Genomic DNA, 18,072 nt, shown 5'->3' with positions numbered 1-18,072 from the left:
GGTGGTTATATGTTCATTTCCGAAAGCTATCGAAAAATAATGCGGGACGGTATCTGGGACAATAATATCGTATTCAGTCAGTACCTGGCATTGTGCCCTTTACTGGCTGTTACGGTTACAGCCACTAATGGATTAGGCATGGGACTGGCAACCCTGGCGGTGCTCATCAGCACTAACGCCATCGTTTCGGTTACGCGTTATCTTATTCCTTCGGAAGTCCGCATTCCCATTTTCGTACTGTTGATTGCTGCAGTGGTTACCGTCGTGGATATGCTCATGGATGCCTGGCTGCATGAGCTGCATAAAGTACTGGGCCTTTTCATTCCGCTTATCGTAACCAATTGTGCGATATTGGGGCGCGCCGAATCGTTCGCTTCCAGGCAGCCTGTTGCGCTCTCCTTATGGGACGGCCTCATGATGGGATTAGGTTTCACCATGGCCCTGGTCGTCTTGGGCGCAGCCAGGGAAATCGCTTCGGCCGGAACATTATTCGCCAATGCATCGTTGCTGCTCGGCGATGGGTTCAAGTTTATAGAATTAACTTTAATTCCTAATTACAAAGGCTTTTTGTTGATGGCGCTGCCTCCGGGTGGTTTCATTATGCTGGCGTTTATCATTGCCGGCAAACGGTTACTGGACCGGAAACGAGTCGCGAACAAGGCGCAGGCGACATTATTATCCGAAGCGATACCGGAGGAAATACGATGAATGTGGGCGTATGTTACGCACAGGCTGATAGGCAATTATGGCTGCGACTGGAAGTGCCCGATAACTGTACTGTGGAAAAGACCATCCATCTGTCGGGGCTATTAGTCCATTGCCCTGAGATCGATTTGAGCAAGCAGAAAGTTGGCATTTTCGGCAAAATCGCCAAATTGGACGCCACTGTTCAGGATGGTGATCGCGTGGAAATCTATCGTCAGATCACCGCAGATCCTGCGCAGGTTAAACGGCGTAGAATCAATGAATCCGCTCAACCTTAGAAGCACGAATCAACAAAGCCTATTGGCATTTGCCAAGCCGCAACCGGCCCATATATTCAGGTTACTATGAGAATAGGTATTTGCAGTCACATGCGGCCTAACCGGTGTTTCGGTGCAGGTGGAGATTGCGGGAAATGCAATAAAGAAGTTAATGCTATGCTTAGAGCTAGCCAACGGTGAGAATGCAGATTTAGTATGATTCATCACTCCCATGCTTAGCACGGGAGTGATGAACAAATTTTATTCGACTGTTAGTGCAATAAGTTGCTTACAGCCGGATAAACTCCAAGGATCAGCCTTCAAGTACAGCCAATCTGTCCGCAAGCAGTTTCTCAAGCGTTTCCAAGGCTTTTTTGAAGCCGTCGATGCCTTCTGCCAGTTTTTCGTTAGCCATACGGTTTTCGGCATGCATGCGATCGAAAGTGGCTTTATCCATAGTGATTTTTTCAATTGATGCAGCGGCCGCCTTTTGCGGATCCAGTTTGCGTACCAATTCGCCTTCGGTAGCTTGCAATTCACCCAATAAAGATGGAGCAATAGTCAACAGGTCGCAACCGGCCAATTCTGTAATTTCGCCGATGTTACGGAAGCTGGCGCCCATGACTTCAGTTTTATAACCAAATTTTTTGTAATAGTTATATACATCAGTAACTGAAATTACGCCTGGATCTTCGGCAGGTGCATAAGAATCACGGCCGGTATCTTTTTTGTACCAGTCGAGGATACGTCCGACAAACGGAGAAATCAGGGTAATGCCATTCTCGGCGCAAGCAATCGCTTGGTGCAAGCCGAACAACAGCGTCAGGTTACAGTGAATGCCTTCTTTTTCCAGTACCGCCGCAGCCTGAATACCTTCCCAAGTTGCTGCAACTTTGATAAGTACTCGCTCGCGTGAGATACCTTGTTCTTCGTACATCTTAATTAACTGACGGCCAACAGCGATAGTGGCTTCGATGTCATAAGACAGACGTGCGTCTACTTCAGTAGAAACGCGGCCTGGAATAACTTCGAGTATCTTAATCCCGAAAGCAACAGCCAGACGTTCGAAAGCAAGATTAGCAACCTCTGCTGCCGATGCGCTGCCGCCCAATGTTGCTCTGGCACCTTTCAGTGTATCATCAACGATACTTTGATATTGAGGCATTTGAGCAGCGGCAGTAATCAATGAAGGATTGGTTGTAGCATCGCGTGGTTTGAAAGTTTCAATGGCCTGGATATCGCCTGTATCGGCTACAACCACGGTCATTTCCCTCAGTTGTTCAAGTAAGTTCTTTGCCATAAATGGTACCTTTCGTTTTCAAATTAAAAAAATCCGCAGAGCCGCTCATTATAATCAAAATATAATAAAGAATGCACTAGTTAGACTGTGAGCGGACAACTCACCATTGAAGTAAATCCGTGAGCATATCTTACCTCAATCCTAAGTTAAGAAATATGGGGATTGTAATTTCTTTGTGACGTTTTGCTCCGGAATGGAATCATTCCGGCTTCAAGCGATCCAGCAACGATTTTTTCATCCGTGATCAGGATGCTGGCGTGAATCAGTTATTTGGTCAATGATAACTAAATGCCATTTAAGCGCGGATTTTCCGCTTCTCGTCAAGAAAAGGCCACTGCCCTCGAATAGTCGGGGGCAGTCACACACCAATCGAGCCCACTTAAGCACTCTTGCTTTGAGTAGGAACCTAGTTCTCTTGGATTCGGGGCAGCGGATATGCCCCGGATTTCAGGTATGTATTAACCCTGTTTGCGCAGATATTTTTCTACGCCCGTTGCATCTGCTTCTGCTTTTTTATCCAGATACTTGGCAACACCAGTCACTGGAGCCGCAGCAGTTGCCACTTCTTCAGACGCAACCTGTCTATTCAGGTATTTGGTAACTCCAGTTGCTGAAGCGGCTTCCTGTTCTTTCAGGTATTTGGCAACACCGGTAAGTCCGCCAGTAGTGTCTCTGGTATATACAGGAGCAGGTCTTTCAGCTTGAGCTTTAGGTTTTCTGCCAAAGAAAAACAGCCCAGCCAGTGCAAATGCGCCTAAACCGACTAAATAGTTAGTCATTGACTGTTCTTCTTTCTTTTCTGTAGTAGCTACCGCGCCAGTAGATTCTGACTCGCCACCAGAAACTGATTCAGAAGCAGCTGGTTTTGATGCTGGAGCAGAAGGAGCCGATGAAGAGTGCTTATACTCGGCATCTTTATAGACAACTTGCGGTTTGAAGGTTGCCGCAGGATAGTTTGGATCTGGTTTAGCAGTTTCTGCAGCAACTGGTTTAGATTTCGCAGCCGATGCAGATGGGGTAGCAGCCTGATGCTTATATTCAGCGTCCTTGTACAGAACTTTCGGTTTGAAATCGGATGCTGGATATTCTGTTTCTGCTCCCGCTATAGGACTTGCCAGCAGCAGCGCTGCAAGCACGCCTGTCGTCAAATTATTCTTTTTCACGTTGTTCACCTATGAGTCGTAATAAACGGATCGGGCCCCCTTAAGGCTGGACGGGCAATTGGATTCATCCAGATATAAAAAGGGACCCTCGCCAAATTTATAGTGTATATATTACTTTTAAATTAAAGTACTGCTTCTACGTTTTTGACTACGTTTTCAACGGTGAAGCCGAACTCTTTGAAGAGTACTCCCGCTGGCGCTGACTCACCGAAGCGATCAAGGCCTACGATCTTGCCGTTGGTGCCCACATATTTCCACCAGCCAATGGTCACACCCGCTTCCACAGCTACACGTTTGGTCACGGCAGATGGCAATACTGACTCGCGATAGGCTGCATCTTGAGCGTCGAAAATGTTAGTAGAAGGCATAGAGACCACACGGATTTTCCGCCCTTTAGCTGTCAACTCTTCCGCTGCTTTCACTGCCAGCTCAACTTCAGAACCGGTAGCGATGATGATAGCTTCAGGTTGGCCATCGCTGTCTTTCAAAACATAGCCGCCACGGGAAATGGCGCTAATTTGTTCTTGAGTGCGAGCCATGTGTGGCAGGTTCTGACGTGAAAATACCAGAACTGAAGGGCCATCCTTACGTTCGATAGCTGATCTCCACGATACGGCTGTTTCTACCGCATCACATGGACGCCATACGTGCATGTTTGGAATCATGCGCAAAGTAGCGGTCTGTTCGATCGGTTGATGAGTCGGACCGTCTTCACCCAGACCGATAGAGTCATGAGTATAAACAAAGATCGAACGGATCTTCATTAATGACGCCATACGGATCGCATTACGTGCATATTCTGAGAACATCAGGAAAGTTGCACCGAATGGGATAACGCCGCCATGCAACGCCAAACCGTTCATGATGGCTGACATACCGAACTCACGTACACCGTAATTGATGTAATTGGCATGCGGTTTATCTGCGCGCATTGGTCTGTAACCGGACCATTCAGTCATGTTAGAGCAACCTAAATCAGCTGACCCGCCAAAGATTTCAGGCAATACTTTTGCATAACCTTCAATTGAAGCCAGTGAAGAAAGACGTGTAGCCGTAGTTTTAGCTTCAGCATTAACAGCGCTAACAAAATTGTCTGCTTCGGCTGTCCAGTTGCTTGGCAGTTCGCCAGACATACGACGCTCATATTCGGCTGCCAATTCAGGATAAGCTGCTTTATAAGCAGCGAATTTTTCATTCCATTCCTGCTCAGCTTTAGCGCCTTTGGCTTTTGCATCCCAACCGGCGTAGATATTAGCTGGAACTTCAAACGCATCATGGTCCCAACCTAAAGCAGCTTTGGTCAGGTTGATTTCGTCTTGACCCAGAGGGGCGCCGTGACAAGCGTGAGAACCTTTTTTGTTAGGAGAGCCAAAGCCGATTGTTGTCTTGCAGCAGATCAATGTTGGCTTGTCGGTCATGGCTTTAGCCATCTCGATCGCTTTATGAATAGCTTGCGAATCATGGCCGTCAACATCAGGGATTACATGCCAGCCATACGATTCAAAGCGCATTGGCGTGTTATCAGTGAACCAGCCTTCAACATGGCCGTCAATGGAAATGCCATTGTCGTCCCAGAACGCAATCAGATTGCCCAATCCCAAGGTGCCCGCCAAAGAACAAGCTTCATGCGAGATACCTTCCATTAAGCAACCGTCGCCCATGAACACATAGGTGTGGTGGTCAACAATTTTATGGTCGGGTCTGTTAAATTCAGCAGCCAGTGCTTTTTCAGCGATAGCCATACCGACAGCATTGGTAATACCCTGACCTAATGGACCCGTAGTGGTTTCAACGCCGGGAGCATAGCCATATTCAGGATGGCCTGCTGTTTTAGAATGCAATTGACGGAAGTTTTTCAGATCTTCGATAGACAGATCATAGCCGGTCAGATGCAGCAGTGAATAAATCAGCATTGAACCATGACCGTTGGATAGAACGAAGCGGTCGCGGTTTGACCATTTTGGATTGGTCGGGTTATGGCGCATGAAGTCATTCCACAAAACTTCAGCAATGTCCGCCATGCCCATAGGGGCACCTGGGTGACCAGAATTTGCTTTCTGTACGGCATCCATGCTCAAAGCGCGTATGGCGTTCGCTAATTCTCGGCGCGAAGTCATATTCTTCTCCTTAGAGATAAGTTTCTAAAATGTTTACAGACCAAAACCCGGGTCATTATATCTCTTCTTACCGTTTATTTTCGGTTATAGAAAAGAGAATAAAATTATCCGAATTTTGATCTGCGTTGAGTATAAATGATGAATTAATCAGCCTTATCAACTTTGTCACGACATAATTTCGATATCTGACATCTGATACGGTTAAAAGCGAGTGGCGATCGCCACTCGCTTTTCAACGCTACTCTAAGTTAGCGTGTCTTGACCTCATCTCTTCTTCAGGAATTCCTTTTTCATGGATTACATGAGAAATTAAGGCTTCCAAAAAGAGCAATGTGGACAATTCAAATACCGTTCCCATTGGCATACCGACAACTTTACCATATTGTTCAGAAGTGCCGATTTGGAATACCGCATCTGCCATATCGCCAATGGTTGATTCGCTTTTCGCCGTGATTAAAACAATTTGAGCGCCTATGTCTTTAGCACGTTTGGTGAAGGCCACCAATTGTTCAGTTTCTCCGGAGCCTGAGATAATGATCAACAGGTCACCTTTTTTAATGCTCGGCGTAACAATCTCACCAACGACACTCACATCATAACCGCTGTGCATCAGTCTCATGGCGAAGAATCTTCCGATCAAACCTGACCGGCCTGCGCCTGAAACAAAAATGCGAGACGCTTTATCAAGCATCTCAGTCAGCTGTACGTCGTATGAGTCGTTTGTAGCTGCCAGAATACCGGAAATTTTATCAATGATAAGTCGCTGATGCATACTTATACCCTAACTGCATTAACCAATTGACGGATTTCTTTAGCTGCTTCTGCTGGGGATGGAGCACCGTAGATTGCTGCACCAACAACGATAATGCTTGCGCCAGCTTTTACAACGTCTTGAACAGTAGATTGCTTAATACCGCCAGCAACTGAAATTCTGACGTTTAAGCCTAATCTAGCGATATCGTTCAAGTCGCCGAATGGAGTATGACCAGCTGCTTGTGCGTCAAGACCAGTGTGAACACCCATGATATGAGCGCCCAATTCAGCAGTAGCGCGTGCGCAGCCTGCTTTATCTTCAACATTGATCAAGTCGATTTGCGCTTCTGCACCATGCGCATTCGCTGCTTTGATAACGCCAGCGCAAGTTGCAAGGCCTGATACACCCAGAACTGTACAAATATCAGCACCTGCAGCATAGAAAGGAGTTGCTTCGTACTCGCCAGCGTCCATTGTTTTCAAGTCAACTAACAGCAATTTATCTGGGAATCTGTTTCTCAAGTCTTTAACCAGATTGATGCCGTTATGCTTAATGCATGGTGTTCCGATTTCAAAAATGTCAACATGAGGCGCTACTTGCTCTGCAAGTGCAATTGTTGCGTTGAAATCTAATGAATCTAATGCCATTTGAATTAATGGTTTTGCCATGATCGTGCTCCGATATGTTTTATTTATTTATAGTTTGGTTACATAAATTTAATGCGATGCTAACTGTAAATTAGAAAGGGGACGCCTGTCAATGCCCAATCCCGACGGCAATACAAGGATGAGAACTGATCGAATGTATTGGAACTGGCATTTTCAAACCTGCAATTATGCATTTTTATATATGGAATTGAGCAGTTACAACCGCCATTGCGAAGAAAACCATTAATCCTTCGATCTAAAACAGCCTCTCTAAAAATTTAATGCATTTCCATACCAGCAAGCTAGATGAGCATAATGCTCAGAGCTTTAAGCAATGAAGTAAAATACCTTGAAAACGCAGTTTGACGTAAAACCAACCCTATTACTCTCTGCGCAAACGACTTAACCGATAGCTGGTGAATTAGGCCAATACAGGAAAATCAGAGACAGCTTTGGCCTTGCATTCAATGCGTTGAATCAGCATATCTCACATTTAAGCGGTAGACTACACCTAATTCTTTATTACACTTTCAATCCAATACAATTAATTATTTGAGAAATTTTACTAATGGCCTCTTTTAATAATATCCGCGCCTTTATCATCGATATGGATGGCGTTTTATGGCACGGCGAGCAACCGCAACCAGGATTACAGGGCTTTTTTCAAGCCCTGCATGATCATCAGATCCGGTTTATTTTGGCAACCAATAACGCCAGCCTGACGCCGGAACAGTATGTTGCGAAACTCACACGCATGGGCGTAACGACGGTAACTCGGGATAACATCCTGACTTCTGCCACGGCTACAGCCCTATATCTGGCCGAACATAACCGCCCCGAGGCAACCCGGGTATTTATTGTCGGCGAAGAAGGTCTCAGGCGCCCGCTTCTGGATCAAGGCTTTACGCTTACAGGACTCTATGAAGTCAACGACAGCAGCAAAGAAACACCCAACCTGGGCGCTCATATTGTCGTCTGCGGCAAGGACCATACGCTGACTTGGGACAAACTCGCGACAGCAACATTAAATATCCGGGCAGGAGCAACATTCATAGGCACGAATGCCGATACCACATTGCCAACAGAGCACGGCACCATACTTGGCAACGGCGCCATTCTGGCCGCCCTTCAGGTCGCCACTGGCGTAACACCAACCATCATAGGCAAACCGGAACCGATCATGTACCAGCAAGCGCTTTCTTTACTAGGAACTGATCCATCGCAAACGGTGGCCATCGGCGATCGGCTGGAAACGGATATTTTAGGCGCCGTCCGTGCCGGCATACGCAGCCTTATGGTTCTATCGGGCATATCTACTGAAAAAGACTTGCAAAAATCGGATTACCAGCCGACCTGGGTCATGCCCGATATCCGCGCCATAACCCAAGCATTACAAGGCCAACCGGAATATTTCTTGTAGCTATAAATCAAACACCAGTGCCTCAGAAGCCGATTGATCGCGTCATCAGTGCACGCTACCATAAGCAAAACTCTAAAAAACCGGAATCGCCGCCATGAAAAAATTCATTAACAGTACCGCCACGTTGCTCGACGAAAGCCTGCGTGGTTTCGCCAGAGCCCATGCTGATATTATCCAGTTCAACACTCAGCCTCACTTTGTCAGGCGCATAAGCGCTACCCCTGCGGGCAAGGTAGCGCTAATCTCCGGCGGCGGCTCAGGCCATGAGCCTTTGCATACAGGCTTTGTCGGCAGCGGCATGCTGGATGCCGCCTGCCCCGGCCAGATATTCACCTCGCCTACGCCCGATCAAATGCTGGCCGCTGCGCAGGCCGTCGAGAATGGCGGCGGCGTCTTGTTCATAGTCAAAAATTATGCCGGAGACGTCATGAATTTCGAGATTGCCTCGGAAATGCTGGACTGCCCGCATGAAACCGTCCTGGTAAACGATGATGTATCGTTGCCTAAAAACCACAGCACCGGACGACGTGGCGTAGCAGGCACATTGATTGTAGAAAAAATCGTCGGCGCGGCAGCAGAAAACGGTGCGGATTTGGCTGCCTGCAAAGCCCTCGGCGAGCGCGTCAATCTGGCTACGGCATCCATGGGCGTGGCGCTGAGCAGTTGCACCGTACCGGCTCTCGGCCATCCTACATTTACCATTGGCGACGATGAAATGGAAATGGGTGTCGGCATACATGGCGAGCGAGGGCGTGAAACGATGGCATTAACCAGCGCTACCGAAATTGTCGAGCATCTGGCACATGCCATCGATGAAGAACTGAAGCCGCAAAAAGGCCAGCCGGTGTTGTTGCATATCAATGGATTCGGCGCTACACCGCTGATGGAATTGCATCTGGTTTACGACTTGGCTGCCAGCTTCTTTGAAAAACGCGGCATTACTATCTGCCGCTCTCTGGTTGGCAACTATACCACGTCACTCGATATGGCCGGCTGTTCAGTCACGCTGACGCTGCTTGATGATGAATTGATTCGCCTCTGGGATGCGCCGGTCCATACCGCGGCTTTACGTTGGGGCTGCTAGACGCTCGACCAGCAAAGCGACTATCGCGCAGATCATTAACTGAGCGGTTTTGGCGCCGGCATCAATATGCCCCCTGCTCCGCTCTTCCAGAAAAGAGGCACGGCCCTTGGTAGCCACCATATCGCGGGTAGACTCCATGCCCGCGAGTGCAACATCCGTCAGCTTGCCCAATGCCACAGGCAACTCAACAGCCTCCGCCGATGACTGAAGCAGGCTGTCCGCCACAGGAACCAGAACGTCAAGCATGGTTTTTTCGCCAACATCAGCTTTTCCTCTCTGCTTGACAGCCTCCACACCCTGAGCATAAACCTCTGCAAAAGCGCGCAAATCCAAAGATCGATCGCGAGCGGCTTTGCTCATGGCCATAAACAAGGTGCCATATAGTGAGCCCGACGCACCGCCTATAGTTGTCATCAATGTCATGCCAATTTTCTGCCAGGCAGCAGCCCAATCCATTTGGCCTAATTCGGCGCTTTGTGCCTTAAGGGCCTGGATGCCGCGCTGCAAGTTAAACACATGATCGCCGTCGCCAATAGCCTGATCCAGAGCAGTTACTTCTTCAGCGTTATTTTCGATCGCATCGGCTATGACCTGAATCAGGTCAGGCAATAATTGAGGAGTGAGTTGCATAGCTGTTTCCCATTCAGAACATTGAGAACCAGGAGAATAGCGTGCAATTTATCATCCTGTCCAGTTGAGATGTCAGATCCGTACTCAATATAATTAAATCAGAACAATTTGATCAAATAGGCAAAAATCCTGACTATTCTTCTCTTAATGTAATGGCTTGCCAGTAAATGCGGCGAAATGATAATCTGCAAAATCACCCTCTTAATACAGGTTGTTTTTGATACCGAATCACTTTGACTTAATGACGACTTACCCAATGCAAGTGGACGTACTGTGCGTAGGCCACGCTTCTTACGATCTGATTTTCTCAGTTCCGCATCACCCGACCGAAGATGAAAAGATTTTCGCGGACAGCCTTATCAGCTGCGGCGGAGGGCCGGCGGCTAATGCAGCGGTGATGGTTTCGCGATTGGGGCTCAAATCAGCCTTCGCCGGTTATCTGGGCCAGGACCTTTATGGAGACAAGCACGCCCAGGAGTTCGCCGAGTACGATGTGAATACCCAACTCATCGCCCGAGGCCCATCGCCTACGCCGCTGTCGACAATACTGGTCAAGCCGGATGGCAAAAGAGCCTTGATTAATTACAAAGGCGATACCCAAGCCTTGCCGTCAAATGCGGTGGACTTCTCTTCAGTCAAACCCAAAGTCATTCTGTTCGATGGCCATGAGCCGCATTTATCCGTGCCTTTGGCCGAGCATGCCCGCCGCGATCACATTCCCAGCGTATTGGATGCCGGCTCCCTACATGAAGGCACACTAGCCTTAATAAACAAGGTCGATTATTTGGTCTGTTCGGAAAAATTTGCCCGGCAATTTGCCGGCGATGTAGAGGCAGCCTTAACACGCCTGTCGGAAACCGCTCCTGCCGTCGTCGTCACGCTGGGCGAAAAAGGACTGCTTTGGCGGCGAGGCAAAAAGCACGGCGGCGCCATGCCTGCATTTCCAGTTGCTGCAATCGATACAACCGGCGCGGGCGATGCTTTTCATGGCGCATTTGCCGCCGGTGTCGCTTTAGATATGGAATGGCTTGAACTACTGCGCTACGCCAGCGCTGCCGGGGCACTTTGCTGCACGAAGATAGGCGCTCGCCTGGGCATTCCTTCAAGAGAAGAACATTACACCTGGCTCGAGCAGCATAAAGACCTTCATGTATAATAACTGGATGATCCACTTGCCTGGATTATGGATATTTAATCGGTAGATAAGAGCCTGTCCGCTATTATATGTGTCGGGACGGCATGAAATACCAAAGAGCAGAAAAGTATTGACACGTCAACTATTCCTTGGAAACATAATTAACTATTTGCTTGTCAAAAAGCCCATGAAGCAACCATCTTCCATCATTACCCGACGCACAGGCAATAGTTATCTTCTAGGTAATAAATTCTGGGCCGATAATACTTTTCAGTTTTTTCCAGCCAGTGCCGGAATTATTCCCGAGTTTTCACTATATTTGTTTTTTTCATCAGCAAATGCAAATAGCGCGCGTCAGCCTGATTCCCAATAGCAACAACGATATTCATTAAATTTCATCTTATTTCTCAACATAATAAAAATGCAAACAATAACATTTAAACCCTGCGATTTAGTCATTTATGGGGCCATGGGAGATTTATCCCGCCGCAAGCTGCTCATTTCTTTGTATCGGCTCGAAAAAGCCAATTTAATTGAGCCTGATACGAAAATCATAGGCGTAGATAGAGTTGATCAAGACAGCGCAGCCTATGTCGATATTGCTTATAAAAGCCTGCAAGCGTTTTTGAATGAAGAAATCGACACCAGCGTATGGAAACTGCTGTCAGCGAGACTTTCATATCTGCAAATCGATTTGACTCAACTGGATCAATACAAGAAATTGCATGACGTCCTTGATCCAGATTCAAGGGTTATGGTCAATTATTTTGCCGTGGCTCCGTTTTTATTCAAAAGCATCTGTCATGGGCTTGATCAATCAGGGGTTTTAAACAAAGAATCACGCATGGTCATGGAAAAACCTATCGGCCATGACCTTCAGTCGTCTAAAGAAATCAATGATGTCGTCGCTGAAGTTTTCAGTGAAGATCAGGTTTTCCGCATCGATCATTATTTAGGCAAAGAAACCGTGCTGAACTTATTGGCGCTGCGCTTTGCCAATTCCATTTTCACCTCCAACTGGGATCACAATACTATTGATCATGTTCAGATTACGGTTGCAGAGGAAGTCGGCATTGAAGGCCGCTGGGAGTATTTCGATAAAACCGGGCAATTGCGCGACATGTTGCAGAACCACCTGCTGCAGATTCTGACTTTTGTCGCCATGGATCCGCCAGTCAACTTGGAAGCACAGAACATCCATAGAGAAAAGATCAAAGTACTTGAAGCCCTGCGCCCCATCACCCTCGAAAATGTTGAAGAAAAAACCGTGCGCGGGCAATACTCCACCGGCGTTATCAAAGGCAGCGCGGTGCCAGGCTATCTGGACGAAGAAGGCGCCAACAAGGACAGCACAACGGAAAGCTTTGTCGCACTACGCGTCGACATCGATAACTGGCGCTGGGCGGATGTGCCTTTCTATTTGCGTACGGGCAAACGTTTGGCCGGCAAGCGCACCGAGATTGTCGTTTACTTTAAGCAGCTGCCGCACAATATTTTTAAAGACAGCTTCGACGTTCTGCCATCCAATAAGCTCATCATCCACCTCCAACCGAATGAAGGCATCGATTTTGTCATGCTGAACAAAGTGCCGGGTATTGATGAGCAAATCAGATTACACAAAACCAAACTGGACTTGAGCTTTGACGAAACCTTCAGAAAAAGCAGCCTTTTCGGCGGTTATGAAAAGCTGGTGCTAGAAGCCATGCGAGGCAATCCTACGCTCTTTATCAGCCGTGAAGAAATTGAGCAGGCCTGGACATGGATTGATTCCATCCAGGACGCCTGGAAGCATATTGATGCAACCCCTAAACCTTACCCGGCAGGCACTTGGGGACCTGCCGAAGCTGACGAACTGCTTGCCCGGGACGGCAGAGCCTGGATAGAACCTTGCTATAAATAAAAGGCTGCCCTCGCTGTCTATATAAAGAGGGCTGTAAATAGAAAATTAAAGAGCATACTTCATGGTTAAAGAATTTTTATATGAAGACCGCGCCGGCTTATTTGCCGCACTGGCAAGCGACTGTCGGGCGCATCTGGCGAAAGCCCTGGCTGACCGAGGCGCCACAACCTTCATGGTCTCAGGCGGCAGCACTCCAGCCCCATTATTTGAGGCCTTATCCCTGTCCGATCTGGATTGGGATAACATCAATGTCGCGCTGGTCGATGAGCGCTGGGTGGACAAAGAGCATAGCGCCAGCAACGAAGCACTTATCTATCGTTCACTTCTGATCAATAATGCAGCTAAAGCGCCTTTCACCGGTATGAAAACGGCAGCTAAAAGCGCTGCTGAAGGCTGCGCTGAAACAGAAGCCATGTATCAGGCATTGCCGAGACCATTTGCCATCTCCATATTGGGCATGGGCAATGACGGCCATACAGCGTCCCTATTTCCGCATGCGAATGGCCTGGCGGAAGCGCTATCTGAAGATAATCAGCAGCTTACCGCGCCCATCATGGCCAAGCAAAGCGATGTTACAGGACCTAACACTGAACGCTTGACACTGACGCTGAGCGGCCTGTTGCAATCCGAACGCTTGATCATTTTATTGACCGGCGAAGAAAAACTCGCCGTATTCCGCAAGGCCATGGCCGAAGGATCTGTGGAAGACATGCCTGTGCGCGCCGTGCTGCGCCAGAACAAAGTGCCGGTTGAACTGTATTGGGCGCCTTGAGGTATTATTAAATGTTAAGCCGTCATTATAAGCTGTCGTAAGAAGAGAATATTATGCATCCCGTATTAGAAAAAGTTACTGAAGAAATCATTGAGCGCAGCCGCGATATGCGCAGCGCTTATCTGGCACGCGTCGACGCGGCCATTGAAAAAGGCCCGCATCGCGCGAAACTGGCGTGCGGCAACCTCGCGCATGGCTTCGCCGCCTGTGCGGCCGGCGAAAAAGCCGATCTGGCCGGCAGCGAGAAACCCAATATTGCGATTGTCTCTTCTTATAATGACATGCTATCCGCTCATGAGCCGTTTAAAGACGCGCCGGTGCTGATTAAACAAGCCATCAAGGAAGCGGGCGGCGTTGCCCAGTTTGCCGGCGGCGTGCCGGCCATGTGCGACGGCATCACGCAAGGCCAGCCCGGCATGGAGCTGTCCCTGTTCAGCCGTGACGTAATCGCCATGGCGACAGCAGTCAGCTTGAGCCATAACATGTTCGACGGCGCCTTGTACTTGGGCGTATGCGACAAAATCGTGCCGGGACTGTTGATCGGCGCGCTGAGCTTCGGCCATCTGCCGGCTGTGTTCGTACCGGCAGGCCCCATGCCCAGCGGCCTGCCTAACAAGGAAAAAGTCCGCATTCGCCAACTGTATGCAGAAGGCAAAGTCGGCCGCAAGGAATTGCTGGAATCGGAATCGCAGTCTTATCACAGCGCCGGCACCTGCACCTTCTACGGCACGGCCAACAGCAACCAGATGATGGTTGAAATCATGGGCTTGCACCTGCCCGGCAGCTCATTCATCAACCCCTACACGCCACTGCGCGACGAACTGACTAAAGCCGCCGCCAGACAGGTTCTGAAATTCACGACTCAAGGCGACGATTTCCGTCCAATCGCGCACATGATCAACGAAAAAGCGATCGTGAACGCTATCATTGGCTTATTGGCTACAGGCGGTTCGACTAACCACACGATCCATCTGATTGCTATTGCGCGCGCCGCCGGCATCATCATCAACTGGGATGACTTTGACAAACTGTCCCGCATCATCCCGCTGCTGACGCGCATCTATCCGAACGGCCAGGCCGACGTCAACCACTTCCAGGCCGCAGGCGGCATGGGCGTCCTGATCGCCGAATTGCTGCGAAACGGCCTGCTGCATGAAGACCTCCTGACCGTCGCTGACGAGCGCGGCATGAAGAATTACATGCAGGAACCTCGTCTGATAGACGGCAAACTGACCTGGGAACCCTGCCCTGAAGCGCCGCTGGATACCGAAGTGCTCAGCACCGTCGCCAAGCCATTCGCAACCGGCGGCGGCCTGCACGTGATGCACGGCAACCTGGGCCGCGGCGTCTCCAAAATATCTGCCGTCGCGGAGGAGCATCAAATCGTTAAAGCGCCAGCGGTCGTATTCGATGATCAGGACGACATGATGGCGGCGTTTAAGCGCGGCGAACTGGAAAAAGACTTTATTGCAGTCATCCGTTTCCAAGGCCCTAAATCGAATGGCATGCCCGAACTGCACAAACTGACACCGCCGCTGGGCGTGCTCCAGGACAAAGGCTTCAAAGTCGCGCTTGTCACCGACGGCCGTATGTCCGGCGCTTCCGGCAAGGTGCCTTCAGCGATCCACATGTGCCCTGAGTGTGCCGACGGCGGCCCGCTGGCTAAAGTCCGCGACGGCGATATGATTTATTTGAATACGCAGACCGGAGAAATCAATGTGCTGGTTGATGAAGCCGAATTCAATGCGCGTACGCCGGCCGTCAATACAGCCACTAACCATCACTACGGCATGGGACGCGAACTGTTCGGCGCTTTCCGCCGCGGCGCATCATCGTCAGAAACAGGCGCCTCAAACCTGTGGGCTGAAGACTAAGCAATATTGCGGCTCGGGTTCTATTCCGGGCCGCCTCTTTACAGAGCCTGAGCGGCTATCTTTTATTTTATAAACTGGAATTTATAATGACTGTATCTATTAAAGATATTATGTACACATCCCCGGTCGTGCCGGTGATGGTCATCAACAAACTGGAACACGCCGTACCGCTGGCGCATGCGTTGGTTGAAGGCGGCTTGAAAGTGCTGGAAATCACCCTGCGCACGCCGATTGCCCTGGATGCGATCAAACGAATCAAAGCCGAAGTGCCAGGCGCTATTGTCGGTGCCGGTACGGTCATCAATGTGGACACCCTGCAGAAAGCCATCGATGCCGGCTCTGAATTTATTGTCAGCCCAGGCGTAACCGAAAGCCTGATCGATGCGGCAATTAAATCCAGTGTACCTATTTTGCCAGGCGTCATCAGCCCGAGCGAAGTCATGCGCCTGATGGAAAAAGGCATCACCGAAATGAAGTTCTTCCCGGCCGAAGCCGCCGGCGGCATCCCGATGCTGAAATCGATCGGAGGCCCGCTGCCGCAGGTGACCTTCTGCCCGACCGGCGGTATCAGCCTGAAAAACGCGGCCGATTACCTGGCGTTGAGCAATGTCGCCTGTATCGGCGGCTCATGGATGGCGCCTGCCGATCTCGTGGACAAGGAAGATTGGGACGAAATCAAACGCCGCGCCACTGAAGCGGCTGCGCTGAGAAAATAAGTTTTCCCCAACCGCTACAGGATACAAATGTATCCTGTAGCGAACCTTTTCTAGGCTTCCTGCCATTTAATGTTGCAGCCAATGCTGGGAAGCTGTTTTTCATTGATGGGCCTGTTTGCCAACAGATCATCCAGCGCATTGCGCAAATCCTCGCCGGTCAACGGCACATCGTTCTTAGGCGTTGAGGCATCCAGACGGCCGCGGTAGACGCAGGCCAATTCCTGATCAAACAAGTAAATGTCCGGCGTGCAGGCTGCCTGATAATCCCTGGCTGTACCCTGGCTTTCATCATATAGGTAGGCAGCGAAAGGGTGCCCCCAGGCTTCCATCATGTCCTTCATTTTATCGGGTGCATCCTCTGGATAGTTTTCGATATCATTGGAACTGATCGCGATGGTGCTGATCCCAAGCGGGACATAATGTCGGGCAATATCAATCAATTGATCCTTGATATGCTGCACATACGGACAATGATTACAGATGAACATCACCACTGTGCCTTTTTCCCCTTTCAGTTCCTGAAGACTATTGTGAGAACCTGTAACAGGATTGAACAAATCGAAATCCGGTGCAATAGTGCCTAAAGGCATCATGTTTGAAGTGGTTGCCGCCATGCTTTCCTCCTAAATGGTTGTGAAGATTTTGAATAGACCTAATGATTATAAGATGATGCCCGACAATCGGGCGATCAGCGTTAAGACTTATAATCAGTGATAAATGCTTATTATCCTTACTTATCATTACTCAAACGGTGTTATTTTTTATATAATTTCCCACCATTGCTGTTAAATGAGCCGATTATCGGTTATTGCTTTAAATACGAAAAATACGAACCGCCTATATGCGGCACCATTAACCCTTCATATTAAAAACGACCTATGACTCAAAACGAACTGAAAAAAAAAGTTGCTGAAGCCGCCCTGCAATATGTTAAAGATATTCCTATTATTGGTGTCGGCACTGGCTCAACGGTTAATTTCTTTATCGAAATGCTGGCCGACTATAAAGCCGATATCGAAGGCGCCGTCTCCAGTTCCATTGGCACTACCGAACGTTTGAAAAAAGTCGGCATTCCGGTTCTGGATCTGAATGCTGTCAACGATCTTAAAATCTACATAGACGGTGCGGATGAAGTCAATCCCGACAAGAAATTGATCAAAGGCGGCGGCGGTGCTTTGACACGCGAAAAAATCATCGCCGAAGCCAGTGAAAAATTTGTCTGCATTGCTGATGAAACCAAATGCGTAGACGTATTAGGCGCATTCCCACTGCCTATCGAAGTCATTCCGATGGCCCGCAGCTTCGTTGCACGCGAAATGGTCAAGCTGGGCGGCCAGCCGGTTTGGAGAGAAAATTTCATTACCGATAACGGTAATGAGATTATCGATATCCGCAACCTGAATATCACTAATCCCGTCGAACTGGAAAAAATCATTAACAATATTCCGGGCGTTGTGACCGTCGGTCTGTTTGCACTGAGAGGCGCCGATATCGTGCTGGTTGGCAAAGGCAACGAAGTCGTTACTTTATAAGGTTCATACCGGAAGGCTCATCAGAGCCCGTTCCCGCCATAGATCACAATAGGTAGCCGTCTAAAG

17 protein-coding genes are annotated in these 18,072 nt (G+C 49.0%); 10 read left to right on the top strand and 7 right to left on the bottom strand.

Translation table 11 applies throughout. The annotated features are described in order from the left end of the window. Positions 1-9: 9 nt before the first annotated feature. Positions 10-708 carry an electron transport complex subunit E gene (locus IT781_RS02400; RefSeq protein WP_194968531.1) on the top strand — a complete coding sequence of 233 codons (699 nt, stop codon included), beginning with the start codon at positions 10-12 and terminating at the stop codon, positions 706-708. Then, a complete protein-coding gene (locus tag IT781_RS02395; RefSeq protein ID WP_194968530.1) occupies positions 705-983 on the top strand; it encodes an RnfH family protein in 279 nt (92 codons plus the stop codon). Before IT781_RS02400 ends, IT781_RS02395 begins: the two co-directional genes overlap by 4 nt. A gap of 292 nt (positions 984-1,275) precedes the next feature. On the opposite strand, the gene IT781_RS02390 is transcribed toward IT781_RS02395, so the two are convergent. The 5 genes from IT781_RS02390 to hxlA all read right to left on the bottom strand — a co-directional run bounded on the left by IT781_RS02390 (position 1,276) and on the right by hxlA (position 6,964). Next, positions 1,276-2,262 carry a transaldolase gene (locus IT781_RS02390; protein WP_194968529.1) on the bottom strand — a complete coding sequence of 329 codons (987 nt, stop codon included), beginning with the start codon at positions 2,260-2,262 and terminating at the stop codon, positions 1,276-1,278. Between the two features lie 458 nt (positions 2,263-2,720). Continuing rightward, a complete protein-coding gene (locus IT781_RS02385) occupies positions 2,721-3,425 on the bottom strand; it encodes a hypothetical protein (protein ID WP_194968528.1) in 705 nt (234 codons plus the stop codon). 122 nt (positions 3,426-3,547) lie between these two features. Beyond that, positions 3,548-5,542, bottom strand: coding sequence for a transketolase (gene tkt / locus IT781_RS02380; RefSeq protein WP_194968527.1), 1,995 nt, complete (start codon positions 5,540-5,542; stop codon positions 3,548-3,550). 238 nt (positions 5,543-5,780) lie between these two features. After that, entirely contained in the window at positions 5,781-6,314 is a 534-nt protein-coding gene (gene hxlB / locus IT781_RS02375) for a 6-phospho-3-hexuloisomerase (protein WP_194968526.1), read from the bottom strand. Positions 6,315-6,316: 2 nt separating this feature from the next. Beyond that, complete coding sequence (gene hxlA, locus IT781_RS02370; RefSeq protein ID WP_194968525.1) at positions 6,317-6,964, bottom strand: 3-hexulose-6-phosphate synthase; 648 nt, start codon at positions 6,962-6,964, stop codon at positions 6,317-6,319. Between the two features lie 547 nt (positions 6,965-7,511). Between hxlA and IT781_RS02365 the strand changes: the two genes are divergently transcribed. Further along, complete coding sequence (locus IT781_RS02365; protein ID WP_194968524.1) at positions 7,512-8,363, top strand: HAD-IIA family hydrolase; 852 nt, start codon at positions 7,512-7,514, stop codon at positions 8,361-8,363. Positions 8,364-8,457: 94 nt separating this feature from the next. Then, the gene (dhaK, locus tag IT781_RS02360) at positions 8,458-9,447 is read left to right on the top strand and encodes a dihydroxyacetone kinase subunit DhaK (RefSeq protein ID WP_194968523.1); all 990 of its coding nucleotides are present in this window, start codon (positions 8,458-8,460) and stop codon (positions 9,445-9,447) included. On the opposite strand, the gene dhaL is transcribed toward dhaK, so the two are convergent. Further along, positions 9,430-10,077 carry a dihydroxyacetone kinase subunit DhaL gene (gene dhaL, locus IT781_RS02355; RefSeq protein WP_194968522.1) on the bottom strand — a complete coding sequence of 216 codons (648 nt, stop codon included), beginning with the start codon at positions 10,075-10,077 and terminating at the stop codon, positions 9,430-9,432. The two genes, dhaK and dhaL, sit on opposite strands and share 18 nt — an antisense overlap. A gap of 256 nt (positions 10,078-10,333) precedes the next feature. On the opposite strand from dhaL, the gene IT781_RS02350 reads away from it, so the two are divergent. From IT781_RS02350 to IT781_RS02330, 5 genes are all read left to right on the top strand, one after another. Further along, positions 10,334-11,233, top strand: coding sequence for a carbohydrate kinase family protein (locus IT781_RS02350; RefSeq protein ID WP_194968521.1), 900 nt, complete (start codon positions 10,334-10,336; stop codon positions 11,231-11,233). A gap of 400 nt (positions 11,234-11,633) precedes the next feature. Next, entirely contained in the window at positions 11,634-13,112 is a 1,479-nt protein-coding gene (gene zwf, locus IT781_RS02345) for a glucose-6-phosphate dehydrogenase (RefSeq protein WP_194968520.1), read from the top strand. Between the two features lie 61 nt (positions 13,113-13,173). Next, the gene (pgl, locus tag IT781_RS02340) at positions 13,174-13,884 is read left to right on the top strand and encodes a 6-phosphogluconolactonase (protein WP_194968519.1); all 711 of its coding nucleotides are present in this window, start codon (positions 13,174-13,176) and stop codon (positions 13,882-13,884) included. Positions 13,885-13,937: 53 nt separating this feature from the next. Further along, complete coding sequence (gene edd, locus IT781_RS02335) at positions 13,938-15,758, top strand: phosphogluconate dehydratase (protein WP_194968518.1); 1,821 nt, start codon at positions 13,938-13,940, stop codon at positions 15,756-15,758. 86 nt (positions 15,759-15,844) lie between these two features. Then, positions 15,845-16,474: a bifunctional 4-hydroxy-2-oxoglutarate aldolase/2-dehydro-3-deoxy-phosphogluconate aldolase gene (locus tag IT781_RS02330; protein WP_194968517.1), complete on the top strand. Its 630-nt coding sequence runs from the start codon at positions 15,845-15,847 to the stop codon at positions 16,472-16,474. A gap of 50 nt (positions 16,475-16,524) precedes the next feature. Here the strand turns inward: IT781_RS02330 and IT781_RS02325 are convergent, their stop codons facing one another. Further along, the gene (locus tag IT781_RS02325) at positions 16,525-17,088 is read right to left on the bottom strand and encodes a thioredoxin family protein (RefSeq protein ID WP_194968516.1); all 564 of its coding nucleotides are present in this window, start codon (positions 17,086-17,088) and stop codon (positions 16,525-16,527) included. A gap of 264 nt (positions 17,089-17,352) precedes the next feature. Here IT781_RS02325 and rpiA point away from each other — a divergent pair, with 264 nt between their 5' ends. After that, positions 17,353-18,006 (top strand): ribose-5-phosphate isomerase RpiA, encoded by a 654-nt coding sequence (gene rpiA, locus IT781_RS02320; RefSeq protein ID WP_194968515.1) that lies wholly within the window; start codon positions 17,353-17,355, stop codon positions 18,004-18,006. Positions 18,007-18,072 lie beyond the last annotated feature (66 nt).

The organism is Methylobacter sp. BlB1 (assembly GCF_015476545.1).
GTDB lineage: Bacteria > Pseudomonadota > Gammaproteobacteria > Methylococcales > Methylomonadaceae > Methylobacter.
Note: the sequence above shows the minus strand (reverse complement) of the source record. Positions and strands in the feature narration are given on the sequence as shown.

Bases quoted from the DNA above. Each gene is read 5' to 3' on its own strand.
- pgl (WP_194968519.1), top strand. From the start codon at position 13,174: ATGGTTAAAGAATTTTTATATGAAGACCGCGCCGGCTTATTTGCCGCA.
- IT781_RS02350 (WP_194968521.1), top strand. From the start codon at position 10,334: ATGCAAGTGGACGTACTGTGCGTAGGCCACGCTTCTTACGATCTGATT.
- IT781_RS02390 (WP_194968529.1), bottom strand. From the start codon at position 2,262: ATGGCAAAGAACTTACTTGAACAACTGAGGGAAATGACCGTGGTTGTA.
- IT781_RS02325 (WP_194968516.1), bottom strand. From the start codon at position 17,088: ATGGCGGCAACCACTTCAAACATGATGCCTTTAGGCACTATTGCACCG.
- IT781_RS02330 (WP_194968517.1), top strand. From the start codon at position 15,845: ATGACTGTATCTATTAAAGATATTATGTACACATCCCCGGTCGTGCCG.
- hxlA (WP_194968525.1), bottom strand. From the start codon at position 6,964: ATGGCAAAACCATTAATTCAAATGGCATTAGATTCATTAGATTTCAAC.
- rpiA (WP_194968515.1), top strand. From the start codon at position 17,353: ATGACTCAAAACGAACTGAAAAAAAAAGTTGCTGAAGCCGCCCTGCAA.
- dhaL (WP_194968522.1), bottom strand. From the start codon at position 10,077: ATGCAACTCACTCCTCAATTATTGCCTGACCTGATTCAGGTCATAGCC.
- zwf (WP_194968520.1), top strand. From the start codon at position 11,634: ATGCAAACAATAACATTTAAACCCTGCGATTTAGTCATTTATGGGGCC.
- dhaK (WP_194968523.1), top strand. From the start codon at position 8,458: ATGAAAAAATTCATTAACAGTACCGCCACGTTGCTCGACGAAAGCCTG.
- hxlB (WP_194968526.1), bottom strand. From the start codon at position 6,314: ATGCATCAGCGACTTATCATTGATAAAATTTCCGGTATTCTGGCAGCT.
- tkt (WP_194968527.1), bottom strand. From the start codon at position 5,542: ATGACTTCGCGCCGAGAATTAGCGAACGCCATACGCGCTTTGAGCATG.
- IT781_RS02395 (WP_194968530.1), top strand. From the start codon at position 705: ATGAATGTGGGCGTATGTTACGCACAGGCTGATAGGCAATTATGGCTG.
- IT781_RS02365 (WP_194968524.1), top strand. From the start codon at position 7,512: ATGGCCTCTTTTAATAATATCCGCGCCTTTATCATCGATATGGATGGC.
- IT781_RS02400 (WP_194968531.1), top strand. From the start codon at position 10: ATGTTCATTTCCGAAAGCTATCGAAAAATAATGCGGGACGGTATCTGG.
- edd (WP_194968518.1), top strand. From the start codon at position 13,938: ATGCATCCCGTATTAGAAAAAGTTACTGAAGAAATCATTGAGCGCAGC.